An 8511-nucleotide genomic window follows, 5' to 3' on the forward strand; every position below is an offset into this window, starting at 1 on the left:
TTTTGGGGCTTCCGGTTTTCAGGTGATGCGTGGATTCAGGCTTTGACGGGCGCCAGGAGGCTTGCCGCGCGCGCCAGACGCGTCACTTCTTCCCAGTTCTGCGCAGCCAACGCGGCCTTCGGCGTCAACCACGATCCGCCCACGCACACCACGTTCGGCAGCGTCAGGAAGTTCGGCGCCGTCTCAGCAGTGATGCCGCCTGTCGGACAGAATTTCAGGCCCGGGAACGGTCCGTTGAGCGCTTGCAACATCGACACGCCGCCCGCCTGTTGCGCCGGGAACAGCTTGACGATTTCGTAGCCGAATTCCATCGCCTGGATGATGTCGGTCGGCGTCATCACGCCCGGCAGCAATGGCAGACCGCAATCGAGCGCGGCTTGATGAATCTCTTTCGTCAATCCCGGCGATACCCCGAATTGCGCGCCCGCTTTCTTCGCCTGTGCGCAATGCTCGGGCTTCGTGATCGTGCCTACGCCGACCACGATATCATCAGCCAGATGGCTCGCCCTTTCGATAGCTTCCAACCCCGCCGCCGTACGCAGCGTGATTTCCAGCACCTTGACGCCGCCCGCGTGCAGCGCACGCGACACGTTTTCACCCTGCTCGACCGACTCGAAGGCGAGGACCGGAATCACCGGACCCAGACGCACGATTTCGCTTACCGTTTTCATTTGACTGCTGCTCCTGTTGAGTGTGCTGCGTGTGCTGTGTGCGCTACCTGCGCCGCATGTTCTGCCGTGTCGCACGATGCGTTCTCGCCGACCATGGGACCGAATACCGATGCCCCCAGTTCCGCCGGCATGGCCGCAGCACGGAATACGCCGAAAAGTTCGCGCCCGAAACCGACTTCGTTCGCCGCCTGATGTTTCGGCTGCTCGACTTCACGCGCCGCCCATTCGTGCTCGTCGATCTCGACATCCAGCACGCCCTTGTTTGCATCGATGACAATCATGTCGCCCGTGCGCACCTTGCCAATAGGACCATGCAGCAGCGCCTCAGGCGAAATGTGGATCACCGCCGGCACCTTGCCCGACGCGCCCGACATGCGCCCGTCCGTCACCAGCGCGACGTGGAAGCCCTGATCCTGCAACACGCCGAGAAGCGGCGTCAACCGGTGCAACTCCGGCATGCCGTTGGCACGCGCGCCCTGGAAGCGCACGATAGCCACGAAATCGCGCTTCAGCTCGCCGTTATCGAACGCTTCTTGCACTTGTTCTTGCGACTCGAAAACAATCGCCGGCGCTTTTACATGCCTGTGCGCGTCCGCCACCGCCGAAATCTTGATCACGCCGCGGCCGAGCTTGCCGTGCATCAGGCGCAGACCGCCATCGGGTGCAAACGGTTCTTTGTGGCTGCGCAGCACTTTGGTGTCGTGGCTGGTTTCGGTGCCATCGACCCATTGCAGTTTTCCATCGATCAGTTTTGGCTCGCGGGTGTAATGCTTCAACCCCTCGCCCGCGACGGTTTTAACGTCTTCGTGCAGCAAACCGCCTTCCAACAAATCGCGAACCAGGAACGCGATGCCGCCCGCCGCGTGGAAATGGTTCACATCGGCCTTGCCGTTCGGATAGATCCGCGCGACGAGCGGGACGGCTTGCGAGAGTTCATCGAAATCATTCCAGTCGATCACAATCCCCGCCGCACGGGCAATTGCCACCAAGTGGAGCGTGTGATTCGTCGAACCGCCCGTTGCCAGCAACGCGACGATGCCGTTGACGATCGATTTTTCATCGACAACATGGCCCACCGGCGTGTAATGACCGCGATCCACCGTGAGTTCCAATACACGCTTTGCCGCTTCGGCGGTGAGCGCGTCGCGTAGAGGCGTGTGCGGGTGGATGAACGCCGAGCCCGGCAGATGCAGGCCCATGACTTCCATCAGCATCTGGTTACTGTTTGCCGTGCCATAGAACGTGCAGGTGCCGTGACCGTGATACGCGGCCGCTTCGGCTTCGAGCAGCGCGTCGCGGTCGCACGCGCCGGTCGCGAACTGCTGGCGGACTTTGGCTTTATCGTCGTTGGTGAGGCCGCTCGTCATAGGGCCGGCCGGCACGAAGATGGTCGGCAAATGGCCGAATTGCAGCGCACCAATCAGCAGGCCGGGCACGATCTTGTCGCAGATGCCGAGGCACAGCGCGGCATCGAACATGTTGTGGGTCAACGCGACGGCCGTGCTCATTGCAATCACTTCGCGCGAAAACAGCGACAGTTCCATGCCCGCATTGCCTTGCGTGACGCCGTCGCACATGGCCGGGACGCCGCCCGCGAATTGCGCGACGCCACCCGCTTGGCGCGCAGCGTGCTTGATGATGTCGGGGTAATTCTTGAATGGCGCGTGGGCCGACAGCATCTCGTTATAAGACGAAACAATGCCGATGTTCGGCTCGCGAATCGCCTTGATGGAGATTTTTTCCTGCCCTTCGAGGCCGGCGAATCCGTGCGCAAGGTTTGCACACGACAACGCGCCACGTGCTGGGAAGTGGCCTTGGGCGCTATCGATGCGCGCCAGATAGGCGGCGCGCGTTGGCTTGCTGCGCTCGATCACGCGCTGGGTGACTTTGTTTAGATGCGAATGCGGGGAAACCATCGAAACTCCTTCGCCTGGGGCGGCGAGCGGGCGATTGACGCCAGGTTGAACGGTCGCGGGAGAAAGGTCGATTTTGTTTTTGAGACATTCCCGCGCCACGACGGCAATTCTAGTAGAAAAACTACATACATTCCATCTGGAAAACCCTAACTTTGCGCTGATGTCTTATGTGAAGCCTTACTTTGGATACCTATTACCGTTGCTGAATGGGTTGTGATCAATGTTTGTTCTTGTAGTTTTTGTACATTTCGGCTAATCAGCTATAGTCCACGCATTTCCAGCATAGGATGAGATTCGCGATGTTGCTGTCCCAAGTCGAAGCAATGCGCGAGCAGTTGCGCCCCTCCGAGCGCAAGCTCGCCGATTACGTGATGGAAGCGCCACGCGAGGTGCTCGATCTCGCAATGACCGACTTCGCCACGCGAGCCGGCGTGAGTCAGCCGACCATTGCGCGTTTTTGCCGGGCGCTGGGGTTTTCGGGGTTTCGCGAATTCAAGATCCGGTTGGCGCAAAGCATTGCCTCCGATGTCCCGGCGCCAGCAGTGTTTCGCGACGTGCGCGCTGATGAACCCGCTGCGGGCGTCGCGGCGAAGGTGCTTGATCGGACTATCGGCGCGTTGCTGCAAGTGCGCAATAGCTTGTCGTCGGATAGCGTGGCGGCGGCAATTACTCTTCTCGCCGATGCACGGCGTATCGAGTTTTACGGCGCCGGCGGTTCGGGAATCGCCGCGCTGGATGTGCAGCACAAGTTTTTCAGGCTGGGCGTGCCGAGTGTTGCGTATTCCGATCCGCATACGTATACGACGTCGGCGGCGTTGTTGGGTGCCGGCGATGTGGTCGTGGTGATTTCGAATACGGGACGCACGCGGGACATCCTGGACGCGGTGAAATCGGCGCTGGCTGGCGGTGCGAAAGTTATCGCGATCACGCACGGCAATTCGCCGCTGGCGCGCATGGCAAGCGTGGGATTGTTCGCGAACGTGGATGAAGACACGGACATTTTTTCACCGATGACATCGCGTGTATCGCATCTGGCTATCGGCGATATTTTGGCTGTGGGCGTGGCGTTGGCGCGTGGCCCTGAGTTTGCGGAAAAGCTGGCGGAGGCGAAGGGTGTTCTGGATAGGCGCCGCGTGGGGAATTAACCCTCGCTGACTTTCTGAAAGATCGGCATAGGGGACGGCCAAGAGGCCGTACCCCTGCCACACCACCCGGCATGCGGGTCCGCACCGGGCGGTTCGAGAAGTTGAGGTTAGGAGAGTCGAGGTACCCCCAGTCGATCGAAGTAGGCGATAGTGAGCACGCGTTTGAGAGCACGGTCGCTGTTGCGCCACCAGCAACGGTTATTCGCCGCCACCTGGCGCGCTGTTTCAGCGGATGCACCCAACGCACGGAGTTCCCGGTAGATGGTAAGGCCATGGCGCCAGTGTTTAAGCTGGATAGCGCGCAGCCGGTGACGCATCCACTCCTCTAGTGCCGACCACACACCGGGCGTTTGCGCCATCCTGAAGTATGCCTTCCACCCCAACACGTAAGGCCGTAACCGTTCCACCACCTCCTTCATCCTGCGCCCGCCAGAACGGCGGGTCAGTTCACGAATGCGACGCTTAAACGCCAGGAGCGGTTTGGCCGCTACCTTGCGCTTCACTACACCGCCCGGAGCTACCCACAAGCTGTAGCCCAGAAACTTGCGGCCGAACACGCTCGCCACCGCGCTCTTGGTCTCGTTGACCTTCAAGCGCAGCCGACCATACAAGCGTCGCAACAGTGCCATCACTCGTTCACCTGCACGGCGGCTACGAACATACACGTTCGAATCGTCGGCGTAGCGCACGAAGCAATGACCCCGCCTTTCCAATTCCCGATCCACCTCATCGAGCAGCACGTTGGCCAGCAATGGTGATAGCGGCCCGCCTTGCGGCGTGCCCTGATGTCTTTGCTGCACCACCCCGTCATCCATGATGCCGCTGTTCAAATACGCCCGGATCAACTGGATGACTCCGGCGTCGCCAAGGCGTTTCTGTAAGCGGTCAATCAGAATGTCGTGATTGACCCGGTCGAAGAACTTCTCCAGATCCACGTCCACCACAACCCGCCGCCCAGACTGCACGTACGACTGCGCGGTTAACACCGCGTCGTGCGCACTGCGCCCGGGCCGAAAGCCGTAGCTATGCTCGCTGAAGGTAGGGTCCAGAATCGGCTGCAACACTTGCAGCAGTGCTTGCTGGATCAGCCGATCCGTCACCGTCGGGATGCCCAGCTCGCGCTCGCCTCCGTCCGCTTTCGGAATCGTCACTCGCCGTACCGGACTCGGCCGGTACGTCCCCTTTAGCAATTGCTCGCGGATCACAGGCCACACCGTCACCAGGTGTCGGGAGGTCTGATCGATATCCAGACCGTCTACACCCGCAGCGCCTTTGTTTGCCCGTACCCGCTTAAACGCCTGCTTCAGGTTCTCTCTCGTCAACGCCGCTTCCAGTAGCGCCGACCCTGTGTTCCCGGATTCATGCCGCGGGCGGCAAGCTTCGTCACTCACGGGTACACGCGCAGCTTCACCGCGCGCTACTCCCGCTCGCCCCGTTTGCACGGGCATCTGACGCAATGCCTGCCACATCGACATGACGCTGAACACTCCTTCTCGTTCGGCCCTTCATCACTAGCTTCAGCCTCACCGGCCTATCCTGTGACTAGTACGGCCTCTGCTGACTTCTCGCTCCGACTCGACGCCGTCGCCCTTTCAGGCACGAGGCGAGATCTCCCCAGGTAAGAACGCAATCCTTCACCGCACAACCGCCGGATCTACAGCACCTGATCCTTGACCACGAGAGCTTCGCAGTTTCGTGCCTGCTCGCCCTGATCGGCACCGCCTTCTATCCGGTTCTTGTCCATCGGCTCGCGGCTTCGCTCCACGCTTCCTCCCCACGCTCGGTCACCCTCACGCAGTTGCGCTTCGCTTCGTTCGCTGTGGTCAACTCACGGGAGGACTCGCACCTCCAAGATTGCGCCCATGCTGGGCGCACACAAAAAAAGCGGGCTCTTCCGAAGAAGAGCCCGCTTTTTGACATCTAAGAATACAGCAATAACCTACAAGACCGATCCTTCGAGAAACCCGGCTCTTGCGAACCGGACTTCTCTCAGATCAGACTCCGATTACCACTGGTACGAAGCACCAGCACCCACCGTCGTACCCGCTGCCGACCAACCCGCGCCCACGCGCACCTTGATGTTCTGCGTGATACGAGCCGTACCGCCAATGGCCGTTGCTGCATAGCCCTGGAACGTACCGCCACCAATACCGATCGACAGCGTCTTGTTCGCATCGACGTCCGGGATCATGGTCAGCGCAGTGGCTGCCGCAATACCGCTGTACGCCTTACGAGCAATACCGCCCACTGCCGAGTTCATCTGGTTCAGGTTGACTGCGTCCGTACCTTGCGTGCCAGCTGCCACGTTCGTGATTTGACGCTCGTTACCTTGCGAACCCATCGACACGCTGTTGTCACGGTCTGCAACCGAACCAGCACCCAACGCAACTGCGTTGTTAGCCGGAGCCGTAGCGCCGTTACCGATAGCGATAGCGATCGAGTCCTTGCCCGACGCACCAGCGTTGCCGCCGATAGCGATCGTGCCGTCACCCGTACCGCTCGCGCCGCCACCAATCACAACTGCGTGATCGCCAGAAGCCGAAGCGTTGTCGCCCATGGCGATTGCGTCGTTGCCGGTTGCCGAAGCAGCCGCTGCCGGCGTGCCCGGTGCACCGTCAACACCGTTCGTACCGTTGATACCGATACTCGTGTTGCCGGTCGTGGACGCGTTCTGCACTGCGGTTTGCAGAGAAGCGACTTCCGCGTTGGTAGCGTACAACTGGTCGCCGGTTACTGCATCCGTGCTACCCGCTGCCAAGTTGCCGTTCGTCAAACCGGACAGCTTCGTCGTCGTCGCGGTGCCATCAGCAGCTGTTCCGCTAAGCGTCAGCTTGTCATGTGCTGACGAGTCGTACGCAACTGCGTTCGGCGTTGCCACTCCACCACCAGTCGAGATCGTGTTGACCTGATCTTGCAACTGGATCAAGTTGTTTGCGTTGCTGGTCGTACGGCCGTCAAGGTTGGTAATTGCATCACCGACGTTGTACACCGTGTTGCCACCGACGCTGAACGAAGGCATGGTGATTGCGCCCGTCTTGCTGTCAACCTGCATGCCGCCACCGATCGCCGTCGCGAGTTGCGACGTTGCCGAGTTCAGCTGCGAACCGTTGATTGCGTCAACGCTCGACACATCCAGGCTACCGGCAGCTACACCAGTAATCCTGCGTGCACCCGCCGTACCGGTCATGTCGACCACGGTGCCACCATTCAAAGCGCCAACCTTGATGTCACCCGTCGCAGGGTCTTGAATGACCAGACCGTTGCCTGTTGAACCCGTGATGCCGGCAACCGTGGTGCCCAGGTCCGTCAACGTGGTGTCGACCTTCTTGAATGCGTCACCAGCGTTGTTGACCGTCGAGCCCTGGATGGTGTACGTCGGGCCAGTTACATTGCCCTTCGAATCGATCGCGGCGCCGCCGCCCAGTCCTGCAACGACTGGCGTCAACTGGCTCAGGTTCACTGCCGACGTAGGTGTCGTACCGTTAGCTACATTGATCAGTTCACGAGCGCCTGCTGTGCCCGCGAAATTCACATGCGCACCGTCCGTTGCCGAACCCACCAGCAGATCAGCACCAGCAGCCGATTGCGTAACCAGACTCGGACCAACGTTGGCAATCTTGGTGTTGATTGCGTTCACGCCACCATCGAGTGCCGTCAATGCGTCGCCGACCGTCGATTGGTTTCCGCCCTGAACCGCGTACTTCGGACCCGTAACGGCACCCGTCGTAGGATCAACCTTTGCACCACCACCCAACGCAGTAACAACCGGCGTCAACTGGCTCAGATTCACAGCCGACGTAGCCGTCGTGCCTGCTGCTACACCGATCAGTTCACGATTGCCGCTCGTGCCAGCAAAGTTCACATGCGTACCGGCAACTGCTGTACCAACCAGCAGATCACCCGTAGCGCCTGCAGGTTGCGTGACGAACGTGTCACCACCACCGCCAGCAATTGCCGCTGCGCTAATTGCCGTAGTCATCTGACCCAGGTTCACAGCGTCCGTGGTCGTGGTACCAGCAGCCACGTTCACGATCCTGCGTTGCGTTCCTGCTGCCGTACCACCAACCGACACAACGTTGTCCAGCGAGCCATCGCTGCCTGCACCGAGCACAATGCTGTTGTTGCCCGCTGAATCGACGTTGCTACCCAGCACGATCGTGTTGGTGCCCCGTACGAGGGATGCATTGCCGATCACCATCGAGCCTGTCGCAGCCTTGACCGCCGTTGCACCAGAACCGATTGCAATGGTTGAGTTGCCAGACGCCAAAGAATTCGAACCGAACGCGATCGAATCTTGACCGTCGCCGACCGCAGTAAAGCCAGCCGACAAAGCGCGGAGGCCGGTAACGCTGGCATTTACGCCGATTGCCGTTGCGTTGATACCGTTCGAAATCGCACCGTTACCGATTGCTACTGCGCCCTGCGCTGTAGCGTAGGCATTCTGACCAATTGCCGTGGCTTGCGCATCCGTAGCGTGCGTGTTGAGGCCAATCGCCATTGCGTCCGTACCGACCGCCTGCGTCTGTCCCAACTTGTCCGTATCACCCGTTGCCAGCACGTCTGTCCAGTTTTGTGCCGAGGCACCTAACATCGACATCGCAACACCCGACTTCAACACTTGCTGCGATTGAGTCGGCGTCAGGCCCTTCAGCATCGTCGTTACCTGACCCAGGTTCACTGCGTCCGTTGTACTTGTACCGTATGCGATCCATCAGTAGCGCCCTTGTGTAGAAATCGCTGCACTCTGATGCTAGGTGTCCACGTGGACACTTAGAGGAT

General features: G+C 60.2%; 5 protein-coding genes. 1 reads left to right on the forward strand and 4 read right to left on the reverse strand.

Features of this window, described 5'->3' with window-relative positions:
• Positions 1-35: 35 nt before the first annotated feature.
• On the reverse strand, positions 36-671 hold the full coding sequence (gene eda / locus GSQ93_RS37260; protein ID WP_158941215.1) for a bifunctional 4-hydroxy-2-oxoglutarate aldolase/2-dehydro-3-deoxy-phosphogluconate aldolase: 636 nt from the start codon (positions 669-671) through the stop codon (positions 36-38).
• Positions 668-2587 (reverse strand): phosphogluconate dehydratase, encoded by a 1920-nt coding sequence (edd, locus tag GSQ93_RS37265; protein WP_158941216.1) that lies wholly within the window; start codon positions 2585-2587, stop codon positions 668-670. The genes eda and edd overlap by 4 nt, the downstream gene beginning before the upstream one ends.
• A 299-nt stretch (positions 2588-2886) precedes the next feature.
• Between edd and GSQ93_RS37270 the strand changes: the two genes are divergently transcribed.
• Positions 2887-3732 (forward strand): MurR/RpiR family transcriptional regulator, encoded by an 846-nt coding sequence (locus GSQ93_RS37270; protein WP_158941217.1) that lies wholly within the window; start codon positions 2887-2889, stop codon positions 3730-3732.
• A gap of 107 nt (positions 3733-3839) precedes the next feature.
• Here the strand turns inward: GSQ93_RS37270 and ltrA are convergent, their stop codons facing one another.
• Positions 3840-5207 (reverse strand): group II intron reverse transcriptase/maturase, encoded by a 1368-nt coding sequence (gene ltrA / locus GSQ93_RS37275; RefSeq protein ID WP_158941218.1) that lies wholly within the window; start codon positions 5205-5207, stop codon positions 3840-3842.
• Between the two features lie 530 nt (positions 5208-5737).
• Positions 5738-8386, reverse strand: a complete 2649-nt coding sequence (locus GSQ93_RS37285) for a YadA-like family protein (RefSeq protein ID WP_158941219.1) — start codon at positions 8384-8386, stop codon at positions 5738-5740.
• Positions 8387-8511 lie beyond the last annotated feature (125 nt).

The organism is Burkholderia sp. S171 (genome assembly GCF_009766085.1).
Classification (GTDB): domain Bacteria; phylum Pseudomonadota; class Gammaproteobacteria; order Burkholderiales; family Burkholderiaceae; genus Caballeronia.